The 15,444-nt window shown below is 74.9% G+C and carries 12 protein-coding genes; 5 read left to right on the top strand and 7 right to left on the bottom strand.

The genetic code is table 11. The features are described from left to right. Positions 1–42: 42 nt before the first annotated feature. From hutH to ACFVFR_RS23740, 6 genes are all read right to left on the bottom strand, one after another. Complete coding sequence (gene hutH / locus ACFVFR_RS23765) at positions 43–1,593, bottom strand: histidine ammonia-lyase (RefSeq protein WP_383705088.1); 1,551 nt, start codon at positions 1,591–1,593, stop codon at positions 43–45. A gap of 39 nt (positions 1,594–1,632) precedes the next feature. Next, positions 1,633–4,002: a hypothetical protein gene (locus ACFVFR_RS23760; protein WP_383704941.1), complete on the bottom strand. Its 2,370-nt coding sequence runs from the start codon at positions 4,000–4,002 to the stop codon at positions 1,633–1,635. A 1,244-nt stretch (positions 4,003–5,246) separates the two neighbouring features. Further along, entirely contained in the window at positions 5,247–6,479 is a 1,233-nt protein-coding gene (locus tag ACFVFR_RS23755; protein WP_383705086.1) for a diguanylate cyclase domain-containing protein, read from the bottom strand. 283 nt (positions 6,480–6,762) lie between these two features. Then, on the bottom strand, positions 6,763–7,557 hold the full coding sequence (locus ACFVFR_RS23750; RefSeq protein ID WP_383704938.1) for an enoyl-CoA hydratase/isomerase family protein: 795 nt from the start codon (positions 7,555–7,557) through the stop codon (positions 6,763–6,765). 1,258 nt (positions 7,558–8,815) lie between these two features. Next, positions 8,816–10,051 carry an adenylate/guanylate cyclase domain-containing protein gene (locus ACFVFR_RS23745; protein ID WP_383704936.1) on the bottom strand — a complete coding sequence of 412 codons (1,236 nt, stop codon included), beginning with the start codon at positions 10,049–10,051 and terminating at the stop codon, positions 8,816–8,818. 246 nt (positions 10,052–10,297) lie between these two features. Continuing rightward, positions 10,298–11,281 (bottom strand): biotin--[acetyl-CoA-carboxylase] ligase, encoded by a 984-nt coding sequence (locus tag ACFVFR_RS23740; RefSeq protein WP_383704934.1) that lies wholly within the window; start codon positions 11,279–11,281, stop codon positions 10,298–10,300. Positions 11,282–11,493: 212 nt separating this feature from the next. On the opposite strand from ACFVFR_RS23740, the gene ACFVFR_RS23735 reads away from it, so the two are divergent. The 4 genes from ACFVFR_RS23735 (at position 11,494) to ACFVFR_RS23720 (ending at position 14,316) form a co-directional block, all read left to right on the top strand. After that, positions 11,494–13,083, top strand: a complete 1,590-nt coding sequence (locus ACFVFR_RS23735) for an acyl-CoA carboxylase subunit beta (protein ID WP_383704932.1) — start codon at positions 11,494–11,496, stop codon at positions 13,081–13,083. Between the two features lie 13 nt (positions 13,084–13,096). Next, positions 13,097–13,306 carry an acyl-CoA carboxylase subunit epsilon gene (locus tag ACFVFR_RS23730; RefSeq protein ID WP_383704930.1) on the top strand — a complete coding sequence of 70 codons (210 nt, stop codon included), beginning with the start codon at positions 13,097–13,099 and terminating at the stop codon, positions 13,304–13,306. Between the two features lie 103 nt (positions 13,307–13,409). After that, positions 13,410–13,541, top strand: coding sequence for a morphogenic membrane protein MmpB (gene mmpB / locus ACFVFR_RS23725; protein ID WP_383704928.1), 132 nt, complete (start codon positions 13,410–13,412; stop codon positions 13,539–13,541). 139 nt (positions 13,542–13,680) lie between these two features. Further along, positions 13,681–14,316 carry a Maf family protein gene (locus ACFVFR_RS23720; RefSeq protein WP_383704926.1) on the top strand — a complete coding sequence of 212 codons (636 nt, stop codon included), beginning with the start codon at positions 13,681–13,683 and terminating at the stop codon, positions 14,314–14,316. A gap of 46 nt (positions 14,317–14,362) precedes the next feature. On the opposite strand, the gene ACFVFR_RS23715 is transcribed toward ACFVFR_RS23720, so the two are convergent. Beyond that, complete coding sequence (locus ACFVFR_RS23715) at positions 14,363–14,812, bottom strand: hypothetical protein (protein WP_383704924.1); 450 nt, start codon at positions 14,810–14,812, stop codon at positions 14,363–14,365. A 426-nt stretch (positions 14,813–15,238) separates the two neighbouring features. Here ACFVFR_RS23715 and ACFVFR_RS23710 point away from each other — a divergent pair. Then, positions 15,239–15,444 (top strand): biotin carboxylase N-terminal domain-containing protein (locus tag ACFVFR_RS23710; RefSeq protein ID WP_383704922.1); only part of this gene is annotated, 206 nt, incomplete at its 3' end.

Raw genomic sequence — 15,444 nt, 5'->3', positions numbered from 1 at the left:
CGCCCCGTCGGGGACCGCCGCCCGCCGCGCCGCCCGGCTCGCTCAGGCGAGTCGGCCCGTCACCGGCTCCACGGCCGCCACGAGCCCGCCCGAGCGGACGAACGCCTCGGCCGCCGCCAGGTCGGGAGCGAGGAAACGGTCCGCCCCGGGGCCCTCGACGCCCGCCGCGCGCACCGCCGCGAGCACGGCCCGGGTGGCCGGCGCCGGCGTCATGCCCGTACGCAACTCGACGGCGCGGGTGGCCGCCACCAGCTCGACCGCGATGATCCGGGTCAGGTTGTCCAGCGCGGTACGCAGCTTGCGCGCGGCCGACCAGCCCATGGACACGTGGTCCTCCTGCATCGCGGAGGACGGGATGGAGTCCACCGACGCCGGTACCGCCAGCCGCTTGAGCTCGCTGACCAGCGCGGCCTGCGTGTACTGGGCGATCATCAGGCCCGAGTCCACGCCCGCGTCGTCGGCGAGGAAGGGCGGCAGGCCGTGCGAGCGGTTCTTGTCCAGGAGCCGGTCGGTGCGCCGCTCGGCGATGGAGCCCAGGTCGGCCACGGCGATGGCCAGGAAGTCCAGCACGTAGCCGACGGGCGCGCCATGGAAGTTGCCGTTGGACTCGACCCGGCCGGTGCCGTCGGCGTCGCGCACCACCACCGGGTTGTCCACCGCCGCCGCCAGCTCGCGCTCGGCCACCAGGCGCGCGTGCGCCAGGGTGTCCCGGCTGGCGCCGGCGACCTGCGGCGCGCAGCGGATCGAGTACGCGTCCTGCACCCGGGGCGCGTCGTCCTGGTGATGTCCCGTCAGCCCGGAGCCGGCCAGCACCCGCAGCATGTTGTCGGCGCTCAGCGCCTGCCCGGGGTGCGGTCGGATGGCGTGCAGTTCGGGGGCGAGCACGCCGTCCGTGCCCAGCAGCGCCTCCAGCGACAGGGCCGCCGTGACGTCGGCCGAGGTGACCAGGCGGGCCAGGTCGGCGCAGGCCATGACGAGCATGCCGAGCATGCCGTCGGTGCCGTTGAGCAGCGCCAGGCCCTCCTTCTCGCGCAGCTCCAGGGGCTCGATGCCGTGCTCGGCCAGGAGCGCTCCGGCGGGCCGCACCACACCGTCGGGGCCCTCCGCCTCGCCCTCGCCCAGCAGCGTGAGCGCGCAGTGGGAGAGCGGGGCGAGGTCACCGGAGCAGCCGAGCGAGCCGTACTCGTGCACGAGGGGGGTGATCCCGGCGTTGAGCACCGCGGCCATCGTCTCGACCACGACCGGGCGGACCCCGGTGTGCCCGGAGGCGAGCGTCTTCAGACGCAGGAACATCAGCGCGCGGACCACCTCGCGCTCCACCCGCTGCCCCATGCCTGCCGCGTGCGACCGCACGATGTTGCGCTGGAGCTGGGCGCGCAGCTCGGGGCTGATGTGCCGGACGGCCAGCGCCCCGAAGCCCGTGGAGACCCCGTAGACGGGTTCGGGCTTGGCCGCCAGATCGTCGATGACCTGGCGCGCGGCGGCGACGCTGGCCAGGGACTGCGGCGACAGCTCGACGCGCGCCAACCCGCGCGCCACAGCGATCACGTCCTCGGCGGTCGTACCGGACGTCCCCACCACCACAGAGTGCATATCCATATTCAGGCACCCTAGAGACTGAATCGCAGGCTGTCACCATCCGCTCGGTACGGCTTCCGCCTCCGCCCGTTGGTCGGGCTCGCGCCTCGCGATCCCGGGTATCGTCCGCACGAACTCCCGCCGCCGCTGCTTGCGCTCCCGCCGGATACCGTCCCGGGCGGCCTTGTCCAGCACCTTCTTCCGCTCCTTGCGGGCGGCCTTGCGCAGCCGGGTGAACTCGGCCAGCTCCTCGGCGTCCCCCCGCCGCAGCGCCTCCAGGAAGCACCGTTCGTACGCGGCGGTCTCGGCCGGGGAGGCCGCCAGCGCCAGCACCAGCTCCACCCGCTCCGGCACCGGCGCGGCCAGCGCCACGTCGTGGACGAGCATCTCCGCGAGCCGCGCGTCGCGCCCCGCGAGGTGGTACAGCATGCTCAGGAACCGGGACCGGTTGCCGCCGCCGGCCTGGGCCAGCATCGCGCGGGCGTCCGCGCGCCGCCGCGCGCCCTCCAGCGCGCAGGCCAGCTCCACGACGTCGGCGGCGGGGACGCGGTGCGCGTAGGAGCGCAGCGCGGCGGGGCCGAGTAGGTCGCTGTCGCCGTAGCGCATGCTGTGCACCAGTTGCACGGCGTGGCCGGCGGCGTGGCCGCGCAGGCCCTTCCAGAAGACCCGGCTCGCGTGCTCGCCCGCCCCGCACGCGCCGAGCTGGGCGATCAACACCGCCAGCTCCTCCGGCGGCTGGACCACGCAGGCGTCCGCGAGCACCGTCCAGGCCCCGCCGTCCATCGCCTCGTCCACCACGGCGACCAGCGAGGCCGCCTCGGGCACGGCGTACCCGCGCAGCGCCTCGGTCAGCACGCCGACCGCGTGCTGCCAGTGCCCGGCGGCGTACAGCGCGCCGACCAGCCGCCCCACCTCCGCCACGCTCCAGTCGCCCACCGCGTGTGAGAGCAGCCGGGTGGCGCCCTCCTGGAGGCTGGCCGTGTGCAGCGCCGTGACCAGCGCGACCAGGTGGGTGCGCTCGTGCCGCCGGTGGGTGACGCTGTGCCACAGCAGCCAGTCCGCGCCCGGTCCCGTGAGCCGGGAGACCATGACGGCCAGGTCCACCACGTCGCGCGCGGGCCGCGACTCGGCCACCGCCCGCTCCAGCCACACCGCCGCGCCGTGCCCCTCCTCCAGGGCCAACAGCCGGCACAGCTCGGCCACCTCCTGGATGGGCCGCTCCCGCGCGCACACCTCCAGGGCGGTCCCGGCCACCTGCGGGGCGTCCGCCCCGTTCAGCAGCAGGACCAGGTCCACCACGTCCTCGACGGGCTTCACGGTGGTCGCGGCCCCCAGATACACGCGCGCGCTCTCCGCCTGACCCGAACGCGCCAGGCGCAGCGCCACGTCCGCGATGTCGGGCACCGAGTGGATCTCCAGGGAGGTCCGCATGACGGCGGCCGTGGCCGCGTCCAGGCCCTCCCGCGTGAAGTGCCCGATGAACACGGCGGCGTCGGCCGCCGGCCGCACCAGCACCAGCGCGGGCAGGGCCGCCGCCGCCTGCCGGTGGTGCCCCGCCCCGTACAGCGCCTCGATGAGCGTGGCGGCCTCCTCCACCGGGCGCGACTGGCCCGCCGACTTCACCAGTTCGGTGGCCATCGCCGTACGCCCCGGCACACTCAGGTGGGTCACCAGGTCCACCAGTTGCGGCACCGAGGCCGTACGGTCCGTCGTCTCCAGGATCTCCAGCAGGCCCAGCCGCTCCCCGGCCTCCCCGGCCCGCTTCTCGGCGTCCGCGAGCTGCCCCTCCAGTTCGGCGCAGTGCTCCTCGGCCGCGAACACCTCCTGCTTGGCCGCGGCCAGCGCGCCCTGGAGGTCGCTCACCTCGCGCAGCAGCCGGTCGCGTTCCTCCCGCAGCTCCTGGTAGGTGCCGCGCCAGGCGATCAGGGCCTGGCCGTACGCGTGCCGGTCCTCCGCGCGCTCGCGATCCAGCCGGTTGATCCGGCTCTGCAACTCCGCGAGCCGCCGCTGCCGGTCCCGCAGCACCTCGGTCAGCGCGCTGGCCAGCGCCTTGCCCTGGCTGGCCTCCTCGTCGGCCACGGCCAGCCGGTCCTGGAGCCGCTGGACCTCGGAGGCGGCCGAACCCGCCCGCCGGGACCTGCCGTGCAACTCCCGCAACAGCCGCTCGACCTCGTCGGTGACCGGCTTGCCCACCTCCGCGAGGTCGGCCATCAGGTCCGCGATGAACGACCAGGGCGGGGTCCGGTTCCCGTTGAGGTAGCGGGAGACCGTGCCCTTGTCGAGGTGCCGGCGCATCGCGTAGCGCCGAATACTGATGTCCATGCTCGCGAACAACTCGCGCAGCGTCTCCGCCAGGGCCTTCTTGTCCTCGGCCAGTCCGGTGTTCAGCGGGGCCAGTGCCCCTGCCGTGCTCTCGCCTGCCACGCCTGCCCCTTGACTCCTCGGTCGCGGGCTCGCTCATCCGTCCCGCCGCTCCGTCGACGGGGGCGACCGCCAACTCCCCCACTATCGCGGCTCGATGGCCCCGCGACGGCGTTCCACCTGTTGCCAGTCGCATCGGCGACACCCACCGCCCCCGCCACCGGCACCCACCCCGCCCCGACAGCCCCCACCACGACCTCGACCAACGCCCCACGGGCGACCGCCACACCCCCGGCACCACCCACCACGCCCTCCGCCAACGCGCCACCACGACCGCCACACCCCGGACGACACCCGGACCGGCCCCGTCTCGCGCGACGCCGGGCGGGGCGGGCGGCCACATGCCGCCCGGCGCCGGACGGCGACGCCCACACCGAGGAGGCGTATCCCCGGCTACGTCCCCCACGGCCGCGCGTCGAGGCGCTCCCCCGGTCACGCCTCCACGGCACCCGCCGCCGGCGCCCGTGGGCGTATCCCGGCTACGTCCCCCACGGCCCCCGTTGCCAACTGGCGCGACACCCCGGGCGGCCCGGCGCCGGACGCCGGGCGACGTCGCCGATTCCCCCCGCACCCCCGGTGACCGCTTGCCGCAACTCCCCTCCGACCGAACAGGGTTGGTCACGTCACCGGCGTTCAACCCGAGGAGGAGTCATCACCACCACCCGCCCGCCCCACGCCCCCCAGGCCGACGGCGAGGAGAACCCGCCACCCGAACCCCCAGCCCGCTGGCGGCGGTTGACCCGCCGCCTCGCCCTCCAGGCCCTGGCCGGCGCCGCGAGCACGGCGGGCTCCGCACTCGTCACCCTGCTGGTCGTCTGGGCCCAACGCCGCTGACACCCCACCCGGGCGTCGGCCTCACCCCCGAGGCCGACGCCCGCCCTCACCAACACACACCAACCCGCCCCGCGTACGCCCCTCGTCCGCGCACCCACCTCGCCCGAACAACCCCGGCGCGGCCCGGTCACGCCCACCGCGAGCGAACACCCGACACGGACACCCGCCCCGCGCGAGGCAGGCCCACCATCACCACCCCTACGCCGCCATCGAGCCACACCGGACAGCGCCCCCCGCACCAAGGCCGCCACCACTCGTCACCACCCACACCAACCCACCTCCGGCCGACCCCTCACCCCACACGCCCGCCACCCAGCCACCCACACCCACCCGGCCACCCGGCCACCCACCCTCAGCGACCCCACCCGGGCCCGTCCCACCCGGTAAGCCGGCCCCACCGCACGCGGTCCGCGTCACCGGCGTCCGCGACCGCCCGCCACGCCGCCACCGCCCGAGACGCCGCCGCCCGACAGGCCCTCACCGGGTACGCCACCGCCGGGCGCGGCACCGCGCGGGGTGCCGTTGCCCCGGCCGCGGCCCCGGATGCGGCGGCGGTCGGCGGTGGGGGCCGGGGCGTCGGCGAGCCGGACCACGGGGTCCTCCGTGCCGCCGTCACGCCCGGCGACCACCGGGCCGTCCGCGTGAGCGGCCTTGGCGCGGTACTGCGCCGCGTCGGCCAGCCGGAACAGCCGCCGCGCCGAACGCACCGGGCCGATCGGGTCGCCGGTGGAGGCCACACCGCAGGCCACCCCCTCGCCGAGCTCCAACGCGCTGGCCCGGCGGCACAGCTCCTCGGCGACCGCCACCACCTCCCGCGCCGGCGGGCCGACCGCGAGCAGGCAGAACTCATCGCCGCCCAGCCGCGCCGCCAGCGCCCCCGGCAGCATCGCGCCGCACACCGACAACACCGAGCCGAATCGTTCCAGCAGCCGATCGCCCGTCTCGTGACCCAGCGAGTCGTTGACCCGCTTGAGCCCGTTGAGGTCGCACACCACCAGGCTCACCACCGCGCCCTGCCGCACGTGCGCCTCCAGCGCCTCGTCCAGCCGCATGTCGACAGCGCGCCGGTTGGCCAGCCCGGTCAGCGGGTCGGTGAAGGCCAGCCGGTGCGCCTCCTCAAGCCGCTCGCTCTGCGCGATCCCGGCGGCGGTGACCGACGCCAGCACCGTGGCGAAGTCCGCGTCGGCCCGGCCGAACGCCGGCCGCCCCACCGGCCGCGCCACGTACAGCTCGCCCCACGCCCGCCCGCGCAGCACGATCGGCGCCACCACACAGCAGCCCCGGCCGCGCTGCCGCAACGCCGCGACCCGGCCCGTCCGCGACCCGCCCCGGCCGGCGTCACCGGGGCCACCGTCGCCCCGGGTCGCGTCGCCCGCCACGGTCTCCACCCAGGCGCGCGGCTCGCCGCCGTTGATCCAGCGCTCGTGCAGGAACTCGGCGATCTCCGGGAAGTCGTGCACCGGGTACGCCTCGTCCGCCGGGAACGGCTCCTCCCCCGGCGCCAGCTCCCCCACGTTGACCAGCACCCGCAGCCGCCCCAGCTCGCGTTCCCACACGCAGATCGCCGCGAACGAGCCCTCCAGCGCCGTCAGGGCACTCAGCGCGGCGGCCCGCAGCGACTCCCGTGCCGTGTGCGCGGCGGCCATCGCCTGCGCAAGCCCCACCACGGCAGTCAGCCGCGCATCGCCCCGGTCCGTCACGCACGCCTCGCATTCCCTCACTGTCCGTACATGCCTACACCTCAGCGTAAGAATGTTCGGCACATCTCGCTTGAGGGAGGTTTAGGAACGGGTAGAGGCTCGCACGTGCGGCACTCTCCCGCCCCCGGAGTGTGGGTCACGGCGCTGGGACGGTCAACGCCGCTCGCCCATGTCCTCCCTCATCCACACCGACCGGGCCCCTCGCCACGCCCCGTGACCGTCGCCCCGCTCACTCACCCGGCCACCGCGGCGCCCGCTTCTCGTTGAACGCCGCCACGCCCTCCGCCCGGTCACCGGAGAAGGCCACCGACCGCCACGCCGCGTCCTCGACCTCCAGCCCGGCCCGCAGGTCCAGGCCCTGGCCGAGGCGCAGCGCGCGCTTGGCGGCCCGCAGCCCCACCGGCGAGTGGGCCGCGATCCGGCCGGCCAGCTCCAGGGCCGCGGTCCGCGCCTGGCCCGCGTCCACGAGCTCGTCGACCAGGCCCAGCTCGCGCGCCTCCGGGGCGGCGACCCGGCGCGCGGAGAACACCAGCTCGGCGGCGCGCGCCGCGCCCACCCGGCGCGGCAGCAACTGAGTACCCCCGCCACCGGGGATCACGCCCACCGACACCTCGGGCAGCGCCACCACGGCCGTACTGTCGGCCACGATCACATCGCACGACAGGGCCAGCTCGAACCCGCCGCCCAACGCGTAGCCGTGCACCGCGGCCACGGCCGGCACCGGCAGCTCCAGCACGCCGGTGTACGCGGCGCGCGCGACAGGCCGCTGCCGGCCCAGGTCGGCGTCGGTGAAGGAGTTGCGCTCCTTGAGGTCGGCGCCCACGCAGAACGCCCGCTCGTGCGTCGAGCTCAGCACCACGGCCCGTACGTCCCGGTCTTCGCCGAGCGCGGCGCACGCGGCGGCGATGGAGCGGGCCATCTCCGTGGACACCGCGTTCATGGCCTTCGGTCGGTCGAGCACCAGCTCGGCCACGAAGCCGTCCCGCCGCACGGCCACCCACTCCCCGAACCGCTGCTCCGCCATGACGCCACCCTCCCGGTTAACGATCGTGAACCTGCCATCGGATCATCGCAGCCCCACCCGCACCCCCGCTACCACCCACGACCACGCGCCACAGGTACGTCCACGACCACGCCGACGCGTTTCGGGCCAGAAGTTACGAGGGGGGCGGGGGACGGACCACGGGGGGACGGGCTACGGGAGGCGGGCCCCAGCGTCGGCCGGCAGCGCACTCCCGCGCGGCGCACGACGAGCACACGCCGCCACCCGAGCGCTCCGCCCCCGGGCACACGCCCCCCGAGCACGTGACGTACCCGGACACACGCCACACCCGCGCACCTGCCGCCCTCGGGCCCACGCCGTACGACGACGCCCCCGGACGCCGCCCCGGCACCGCATCCCGCGCGGGCACCCCGTACACCGAGCGCCCCCGGCGGCACGCCCCGAGACCGCGTACGCCAGCATCCGGCCCGCGACCGGTGGCCGCGCGGCGCACCGCCACGGCCACGCGCGGCACCGAGCCCACCGCCGCCGCCCACGCCACCGGGAGCCCGCCACGCACAGCCCCGGCCCGAGCCCGATCTCGGGGAATCCGCCCCATCACGGCACCAGGGCCGGCCCCCACCTGAGCCCGCTCCCCGGCCCCCCCACCTACGACACCGGGAACCCCGCACACGCCACCAGGGCCGGCCCCGGCCTGGGCACGAGTCCACCCGCCCACGCCACCGGAGTCCGCCACGTACGACACCAAAGAGTCCGTTACGCATGACACCGGGGAGCCCTCCCCCCCGGGGGAGACCACCACGCCCGGCACCAGGACCGGCCGGGGCCCCACCCGAGCCCCCATACACCCGGGGAGCCCCGCACCCGACACCAGAGCCCCCACGGCACAGGGCTGGGGGAAGCCCCCCACACACACCCGACACCGGGGAGACCACCACGCCCGGCACCGGGACCGGCCGGGCCCCACCCGAGCCGCCACACACCGAAAAGCCCCCGCACCCGACACCGGAGCCCCACGGCACGGGGCAGGGGGGAGCCCACCGGGCACGGCGCCGGGAGGGGCCGCCACGCACGGCACCAGACCCAGCCCCAGCCCGGCCCGATCCCCGGGCCCGCCACCTACGACACCGGAGAGCCCCCGCACCCGACACCGGCGCCCCCCATGGCACGCGGCGGACAAGCCCCACCCCACACAAGGCACGGGGGGGGAAGCCCACCGCACACGGCGCCGGGGCCGCCCCCGGTCCCCGCGCGGGCCCGCACCCACGCGGGTCCGCGCTCAGCTTCGGCGCGTCAGCAGCCAGGGCTCCACGACGCCGAGTCCGCGCACGGCGCGCTGCCACATGGGCTGGAGCGCGAACCGGTACTTCACGGTCTCGCCCTCCTTGCGGGCCGCCGCCGCCTCGGCCTCGGAGCGCGGCGCGTCACCGGTGCGGGCCAGCTCGTCCGCGAGCGCGCCGTCCACCAGCACGGTGTCCTTGGGTGCTATCGATGTCAGCCGGCTCGCGAGGTTGACCGTCGTACCGAAGACGTCGCCCATCCGCGTCGTGACCGCCCCGAAGGCCAGGCCCACCCGCAGCGCCGGCATCGTCTCGTCGTGCGACATCGTCTCGATGAGCCGCAACCCGATCTCGGCGGCGACACCCGCGTCGTCCGCCGCGTACAGCACCTCGTCGCCCAGCGTCTTGATGAGCCGGCCGCCGTGCGCGGCCACCAGGTCGGCGGCCGTGGTCTCGAACGCCTCGACCAGCTCGCCCAGCTCCTCCTCCTCAAGGCGCCGGGTCAGCCGGGTGAAGCCGACGAGGTCCGCGAAGCCGACGGCCAGCCGGCGGTTGACCATCTCCGCGTCGTCCTGGGCCTGCACGACGCGCCCGGTGGCCGCCGCGAGCTGGCGTCGCCAGACGTAGACGATGAACTCCTCCAGCTCCGGCAACAACAGCTCGACCAGCGGGTACGCGATCTCGGTGCGCGTCATCCCCGGTTCCTGCGGCTCGGTGAGCCCCTCCAGGAAGGAGTCGATCTGCCAGTCGGCGAGCCGGGCCGTGGTCTGCCCCGTCGAGCGCGCGACCTGCACCGCCATCGGCTCGCTCAACAGCCCGGCCTCGACCAGGCCCGCGAGCCGGCGCAGCGCCAGCACGTCCGCCTCGGTCAGCGCCTTGGCCTGGCCGATGTCCGCGAAGCCCATCGCCCGCCAGAACCGGGAGGCCAGCTCCATCGACACGCCCGCGCTGCGCGCCGCCTGGAAGGGCGTGTAGCGCCGCTCGGCGCCCAGGATGAGTTGCTCCAGCCTGAGCGCGATCGGGTCGTCCCCGACGGCGGCGGCCCGCTCGGCCGCCGCGTTCCGGTCGTGCCCGGCGCCGGGGTCGGTCGGCGAGGGAGGCGCCTCACCCTCCTCGGCCTCGGGCTCCGCGACCGGGGGCCCGTCGGCGTCCGGGGTGGCCCGCGCGGCACGGGCCGCGGTGCGCGGAGGGTGTGGGGGGGCCGTGTCGCCGGCACCCGAGTCGTCGACGGTCACCGGCGTTCCCCCGTCCGCGGCGTGGTCGCCTTCGGCGAGAAGGCCCCAATCCCTGTCCGGTCCCTGCGCACTGCCCTTCCGTTCTTCCGCTCGCCCGTGACGCCCCGCCCGCCCTCGCGCGCGGCGCCCCGCGCACCACCGCGCGAACTCCTCTCACGCGGACACCGCACGCACCACCTGTCACCGATCGCCCCCAGCGGGCCGGCCGGACGGACCAGCACAACGATACGACAGGTGTGCCGTAGCTCACTCTCCCGTCGAAGCAGGACGCAGGTGGACGATGTCCCCGGCCGAGACCGCTTCCTGCCCCCCGCCCTCGGTCCCGATGACCAGCCGGCCGTGGCTGTCGACGGCCACGGCCTCGCCGACGCACTCCCGCTCGCCCGGCAGCACGGCCCGCACCCGCCGGCCCAGCGTGGCGCAGCCGGCCACGTACGCCTCCTGTAGCCGACAGGCTGTCGGGTCGCCGTCGGCGTCCCGCCACCGGCCGTACCAGTCCTCCAGCGACCGCAGCACCGCCCGCAGCAGCGGGTCGCGGTCCACCTCCCCGGCGCCGGCCAGGGTCAGGGAGCCCGCGCCGGGCACGGGCAGCTCGGCCGCCCGCAGCGAGACGTTGAGGCCGATGCCGACCACCACGCCCGCGCCGCCGCCCGCGTGCGCGCCGGCCACGTGCGCCCCGTGCGCGTCGGTCCGGGAGCTGACGCCCGGGTCGGCGTCCGTGGCGCGGGGCGCGGGCGCCGCCGTGCGCTCGGCGAGGATGCCGCCGAGCTTGCGCTCCTCGCCGTGCACCGTCACCAGCAGGTCGTTGGGCCACTTGAGCGCCGTGTCCACCCCCGCCGTACGGGAGAGCGCGCTGGCGGTCGCGACGCCGGCCAGCAGCGGCAGCCAGCCCCACCGCTCGACCGGGACGCTCGGGCCGGGCTGGAGCAGGACGGAGAAGAAGAGCCCGGAGCGCGGCGGCGCGCTCCAGCCCCGGTCCAGCCGACCACGACCGGCCGTCTGCTCCTCGGCGACCAGGATCTGCCCCTCGCCGGAGCCGGCCGCGGCGCGGGCGACGAGGTCGGTGTTGGTGGAGCCGGTGCGGGGCAGCACGTCGAGCGCGGTCCACAGCCCGCCGGGGCGCACCAGGGCGCGGCGCAGCGCGGACTCGTTCAGCGGCGGCCGGTCCAGGTCGGACCAGCGCTCGCCGCCGGAGAAGCGGGGGGGCTGGGGGGCGTTGGGTGAGGTCATACGGGCCAGCCTAGGAGTCGGCGGCGCGTGATCCGGGGAGGTCACACCCGGTCGAAGCGGAGCGATGCCGGCCCGCCGAGTGTGGCCAACGCCGCACCGCCGGGCCGTGGGCGCGCCGATACCCTACGAGTCGGTAGCAAGGCGGCCCGCGCGGCACGAGCAGGGAGCGTGGGCGGCTCACACCCCCGAGGACGAGCAGGAGCCGCATCCCGATGTCCGAGCCGGAGTACGACATCCACACCACCGCGGGGAAGCTCGCGGACTTCCAGCGCCGGGTCCAGGAGGCCACCCACGCGGGCTCGGCCCGCGCGGTGGAGAAGCAGCACGCGAAGGGCAAGCTCACCGCGCGCGAGCGGATCGACCTGCTGCTGGACGAGGGGTCGTTCGTCGAGCTGGACGAGTTCGCCCGCCACCGCTCGACGAACTTCGGCATCGAGAAGAACCGGCCGTACGGCGACGGCGTGGTGACCGGGTACGGCACCGTGGACGGCCGCCCGGTGTGCGTGTACTCGCAGGACTTCACCATCTTCGGCGGCTCGCTGGGCGAGGTCTACGGCGAGAAGATCGTCAAGGTGATGGACTTCGCGCTCAAGCACGGCTGTCCGATCATCGGCATCAACGACGGCGGCGGGGCGCGCATCCAGGAGGGTGTGGCGGCGCTCGGCCTGTTCGCGGAGATCTTCCGCCGCAACGTGCACGGCTCCGGCGTCATCCCGCAGATCAGCCTGATCGTCGGCCCGTGCGCCGGCGGCGCGGTCTACTCCCCCGCCATCACCGACTTCACCGTGATGGTCGACCAGACCTCGCACATGTTCATCACCGGCCCCGACGTGATCAAGACGGTCACCGGCGAGGACGTGGGCTTCGAGGAGCTGGGCGGCGCCCGTACGCACAACACCACCTCGGGCGTGGCGCACCACATGGCGGGCGACGAGAAGGACGCCGTCGAGTACGTCAAGGCGCTGCTGTCCTACCTGCCCTCCAACAACCTCTCCGAGCCGCCCGCCTTCCCGGAGCCGGCCGACCTGGAGGTGAGCGCGGAGGACCTGGAGCTGGACGTCCTGATCCCGGACTCGGCCAACCAGCCCTACGACATGCACCAGGCCATCGAGCACGTCCTGGACGACGCCGAGTTCCTGGAGACGCAGGCGCTGTTCGCGCCCAACATCATCACCGGCTTCGGCCGCGTCGAGGGTCACCCGGTGGGCATCGTGGCCAACCAGCCGCTCCAGCTCGCGGGCTGCCTGGACATCGACGCGTCGGAGAAGGCCGCCCGCTTCGTGCGCACCTGCGACGCGTTCAACGTGCCGGTGCTCACCTTCGTGGACGTGCCCGGCTTCCTGCCCGGCGTGGACCAGGAGTACAGCGGCATCATCCGCCGTGGCGCCAAGCTGATCTACGCGTACGCGGAGGCGACCGTTCCGCTGATCACGGTGATCACCCGCAAGGCGTTCGGCGGGGCGTACGACGTGATGGGCTCCAAGCACCTGGGCGCCGACCTCAACCTGGCCTGGCCCACGGCGCAGATCGCGGTCATGGGCGCGCAGGGCGCCGTCAACATCCTCCACCGGCGCGCCATCGCGGCGGCCGAGACGCCCGAGCGCGCCGAGGAGTTGCGCGGGGAACTCATCGCCGACTACGAGGACGCCTTGCTCAACCCGTATGTCGCGGCCGAACGGGGGTATGTGGACGCTGTGATCATGCCGTCGGAGACTCGCCGTCACATCGTCCGTGGCCTGCGCACACTGCGGAACAAGCGCGAGTCCCTGCCGCCGAAGAAGCACGGCAACATCCCGCTGTAGGAGGGCCGTTCACATGGTGATCAAGGTAGTCCGGGGCAACCCGACCCCCGAGGAGCTCGCCGCCGCCCTGGCGGTGGTCCGTGCCCGCGCGGCGGCGTTGGGAGCCGCCGCGCCCGGCGAGGGAACGCCGCAGGAGTGGTCCGACCCGGCCCGCACCGTCGCCGCACGCCGGCTTCCCCACCCCGGCCCGAAGGCGTGGCGCACCACGTACTGGCCCGCCTGATCCCCGCCCGGGAGTAAACCGCCAGAAAACCAGCACGGCACGCGTCGGCGCCTGAGTACCCGTACTCAGGCGCCGACCGTCGTTCCGGCGCACCATGTTCCGCATGTTGTGGTCCGACCCGCCCGATGAACCGCCCGACGAGCTCCGCGTGACGGAGTCGATGGTGCGCCGGGCGGGCAAGGTCCTCGCGGTCGCGGCGATCATCCTCATGCTGATCATCACGCTGAGCGCCTGACATCCACCGGGCGCCCGGCGAGGCGCCCGGGACGCGCCACGGGTGGGCGCGGGGCGCGGCACCGGCCCGGGCGGCGGCACCGGTGGCGTGGGGCGCGGGCCCGTCCGGCGTCGCGGGGCCGCCCTCCTACGATGTGCCCATGAACGCCCACCACGCCGCCCACACCGGCCCCCGACGTCTCGTCCTCGCCTCGCAGTCCCCCGCCCGGCTCGGCCTGCTCCGGCAGGCGGGGCTGGCCCCCGAGGTGATCGTCAGCGGCGTGGACGAGGACGCGCTCAGCGCCGACACACCCGCCCGCCTGGCGCTGCTGCTGGCCGAGGCCAAGGCGCGGGCCGTGGCGGAGCGCCCGGAGGCGGCGGACGCTCTCGTCGTCGGCTGTGACTCGGTGCTGGAGCTGGACGGCCAGGCGCTCGGCAAGCCGGCGGACGCCGAGGAGGCCACCGCGCGCTGGAAGGCGATGCGGGGCCGCGCCGGCGTCCTCCAGACCGGCCACTGCGTCATCGACACCGCGACCGGTACGCGCGCCAGCGCCACGGCCGCCACCACCGTCCGGTTCGGCGAACCGACGGACGCGGAGATCGCGGCGTACGTGGCCAGCGGCGAACCGCTGCACGTGGCCGGCGCGTTCACCCTCGACGGCCGCTCGGCGCCCTTCGTCGACGGCATCGACGGCGACCCCGGCAACGTCATCGGGCTCTCGCTGCCGCTGCTGCGCCGCCTGCTGGCCGACCTGGGCACCGCCATCACCGACCTGTGGCAGCCGCCGACCCGTTGACGCCCCCGCCCGGCGCCAGACCGCCCGGCACCCGCGCGCGAGCGCGCTACGCGCTCGCGTGCGGCGCCGGCGCGCCCCCGGGCCCCGGACGGTCCTCACCCTCGTACGCGCCGTCGTAGTTGAAGAGGCTGAGGACGATGAGCCCGAGCACGACCATCGTGAACGCGAAGGCGGCCCAGCCGACCAGGCCCACCGAGAAGGCGCCCAGCAGGCCGTGGGTGACCGCGCAGGTGATGAGCAGGACGCGGGCGAAGCGGCCGGGCGGCAGGTCGCGGACGGCCATCCGCGACAGCGCCACCCCGCAGCCGAGCAGATAGAGCCCGACGAGGCCGCCCGCGACCCAGGTGGCGAGGGTCATCGCCCCCGGGTCCAGGTCGGCGAGCGACATGTCCTGGTGGTCCACGACCAGACCCAGAATCCAGTGCAGCAGCGCGATGACGGCCGCCTCGATCACCAGCACCACAGCCGCCACGGCGGCCACCGCTCTCCGCGCCACTCACGTCACCTCTTCCGTGCCTCTGCCACGCCGGCCACAGCAGTTACCCGCGGTATGCCATCTCCGGAACGCTACTAACGGGTAAGGCGCCCGGACAAGGGGGCCGCACCGGCCGGCCGCGCCCACGAGTCGAAGATCGCCGCAGCATCAGGCGTGGACGACGAGAAGGCAAAGTTTCCGCCCTCCGTTAGTAGACTCCCCACAAAGAATCCCCCTCGGCCAGCCGGGCACCAGGGCGAGACCTTGCCCACACCCGGAAGGCCTCCGGCCAGCACGAAACCGGGGCGTACCGTGGTGCATCGGGGGATGTGGTCCCTCTGACGGGCCCCGATGCGCGCACTCTGTGGTCAAGCTCACTCCCGGAGGCTTCTCGGCGCGCAGTGTCGCCTGTACCTAAACTCTGCTTGTTTCAAGGAGGGAGCCATCGTGCGCAAGGTGCTCATCGCCAACCGTGGCGAAATCGCTGTCCGTGTTGCCCGTGCTTGTCGGGATGCCGGGATCGGGAGTGTGGCGGTGTACGCGGATCCGGATCGGGACGCGGTGCATGTGCGGGTCGCGGATGAGGCGTATGCGTTGGGTGGTGAGACTCCGGCGTCCAGTTATCTGGATATGGGGAAGGTGTTGGCGGCGGC

Origin of the sequence: Streptomyces sp. NPDC057702 (genome assembly GCF_042799315.1) — a bacterium.
GTDB lineage: Bacteria > Actinomycetota > Actinomycetes > Streptomycetales > Streptomycetaceae > Streptomyces.
Note: the sequence above shows the minus strand (reverse complement) of the source record. Positions and strands in the feature narration are given on the sequence as shown.

Coding starts and splice junctions, on each gene's coding strand:
- hutH (WP_383705088.1), bottom strand. CDS start 1,593: ATGCACTCTGTGGTGGTGGGGACGTCCGGTACGACCGCCGAGGACGTG.
- ACFVFR_RS23755 (WP_383705086.1), bottom strand. CDS start 6,479: ATGGCCGCCGCGCACACGGCACGGGAGTCGCTGCGGGCCGCCGCGCTG.
- ACFVFR_RS23750 (WP_383704938.1), bottom strand. CDS start 7,557: ATGGCGGAGCAGCGGTTCGGGGAGTGGGTGGCCGTGCGGCGGGACGGC.
- ACFVFR_RS23740 (WP_383704934.1), bottom strand. CDS start 11,281: ATGACCTCACCCAACGCCCCCCAGCCCCCCCGCTTCTCCGGCGGCGAG.
- ACFVFR_RS23735 (WP_383704932.1), top strand. CDS start 11,494: ATGTCCGAGCCGGAGTACGACATCCACACCACCGCGGGGAAGCTCGCG.
- ACFVFR_RS23730 (WP_383704930.1), top strand. CDS start 13,097: ATGGTGATCAAGGTAGTCCGGGGCAACCCGACCCCCGAGGAGCTCGCC.
- mmpB (WP_383704928.1), top strand. CDS start 13,410: ATGTTGTGGTCCGACCCGCCCGATGAACCGCCCGACGAGCTCCGCGTG.
- ACFVFR_RS23720 (WP_383704926.1), top strand. CDS start 13,681: ATGAACGCCCACCACGCCGCCCACACCGGCCCCCGACGTCTCGTCCTC.